At 39.7% G+C, this 1,377-nt stretch carries 3 protein-coding genes; 2 read left to right on the forward strand and 1 reads right to left on the reverse strand.

From position 1 onward, the window contains the following. The coding region (locus E1163_RS30865; protein ID WP_221417881.1) for a hypothetical protein at positions 1-300 on the forward strand (300 nt) is incomplete at its 5' end. A 19-nt stretch (positions 301-319) separates the two neighbouring features. On the opposite strand, the gene E1163_RS00470 is transcribed toward E1163_RS30865, so the two are convergent. Further along, positions 320-769, reverse strand: coding sequence for a restriction endonuclease (locus E1163_RS00470; RefSeq protein WP_155168564.1), 450 nt, complete (start codon positions 767-769; stop codon positions 320-322). Between the two features lie 169 nt (positions 770-938). Between E1163_RS00470 and E1163_RS00475 the strand changes: the two genes are divergently transcribed. Continuing rightward, positions 939-1,157 (forward strand): hypothetical protein, encoded by a 219-nt coding sequence (locus tag E1163_RS00475; RefSeq protein ID WP_155168565.1) that lies wholly within the window; start codon positions 939-941, stop codon positions 1,155-1,157. Positions 1,158-1,377: the final 220 nt, after the last annotated feature.

The raw sequence follows: 1,377 nt of genomic DNA on the forward strand, positions 1-1,377 counted from the left end.
TTTAAGAAGTATTATACAGACGAAATTCTGCTAAATGTGCCAAATGGGGTAAAAATCAAGAGTTTTGAAATAACAGTTTACCCCACTGAATGTGCACTTGGGTGGAGAGATAGTATGCCTCCTATCCATGTTACCTCCATGCAATATGAGGTTAAGGATACTGAGTCAAATGTTTTTAAGGTAAATATGCCTGAACTTACCTATTGTTATTTGAGCTCTTTGAGGTTAGACGGGGATTACGTGAAGATTTTGAATAAGAATCAATTAGAGTGGGATGGGCATATTTACACAAAACAGTGATAGAATATCCATCTGCTTTTTATGCCACTAAGATTTTATTAACGCTCAAATAAATATTGCCCGTCTCAGAAGCATGTCTGCGTTTACGGTAAAGCAGTTCATCAAGTTTAATGCGATCGGTCAGTACAGCATCTAAATCCATGCCGTCCATTAGAATAAGAGAGCGGAGATCACTAGAAGTAGTTTGAGTACTTTCACTTGAAAACCCATCAATGGAAATACACAAACCGAGGGTGTTTTTCCTTTTACCATTTACCTTTCCTGCAAACTTGTAAAGATCGCCAGCGTTTAAGGGATCTTTTTGCCACTTGGCTTCCAGCAGGAAATCATCATCCCTAAAAGTAAAAGCACCGTCAATCTGTTCACCGATTATTTTGAAAGATGCTTTAGGGTCTAAGTCGAATAATGCAAAAAGATCATTGAGAAGCTTTTCCAGATCAAATCCTCTTTGCTGAGCATTGGTTGACATGGCAATTTTAAGAAAGTCTTTATGTAGCTCTTCAAGTTTGGTTTTTAATGCAGTATGATTGGAAATGCGTTCCTGGGCAGCAGTTCGTCTTTGCTTAGCGGCCTTTTGTTCCTCCTGTAAATCAAAATAACCTTTAGCATGTCCCCTTCTAGCCCAAGCGTATAAAACAATGAAACTGGCGCAAGTATCCCACTTGTGCCTTTCATTGTTTTATGGGAAAGCTTTCAAACTGGCTCTGGCTGTAGCTCAAGTACAGCTTTATTGCAGAGAATTGAAATATTGGAGAAATGCCTATAACCACCTCAACCTGCCAGCCAAAGTCACCAAAGATGCAGCCAATTATATCGACTATATCTACGACGCACAGGGGTTAAACTGGCCCAGATAGCCATGAGAATGGAAAAGAAAAACGCACCGATTATATCGGAGAGTTCATCTATGAAAATGACACCCTCCAACTGATCCAGCATGAAGAAGGAAGGATAGTAAAGGATGAAACTACAGAGAGCTGGGTGTACCAGTACCATTTAAAAGACCATTTGGGAAATACAAGGCTGACTTTTACTACGAAACCGAAAACAATCGAGTTTACGGGCAGGTTTGAGAGT

The organism is Fulvivirga kasyanovii (genome assembly GCF_009711405.1).
Classification (GTDB): Bacteria; Bacteroidota; Bacteroidia; order Cytophagales; family Cyclobacteriaceae; genus Fulvivirga; species Fulvivirga kasyanovii.

What these genes read in the sequence shown, in the direction of transcription:
- E1163_RS00475 (WP_155168565.1), top strand. Translation starts at nt 939, where the DNA reads ATGAAACTGGCGCAAGTATCCCACTTGTGCCTTTCATTGTTTTATGGG.
- E1163_RS00470 (WP_155168564.1), bottom strand. Translation starts at nt 769, where the DNA reads ATGTCAACCAATGCTCAGCAAAGAGGATTTGATCTGGAAAAGCTTCTC.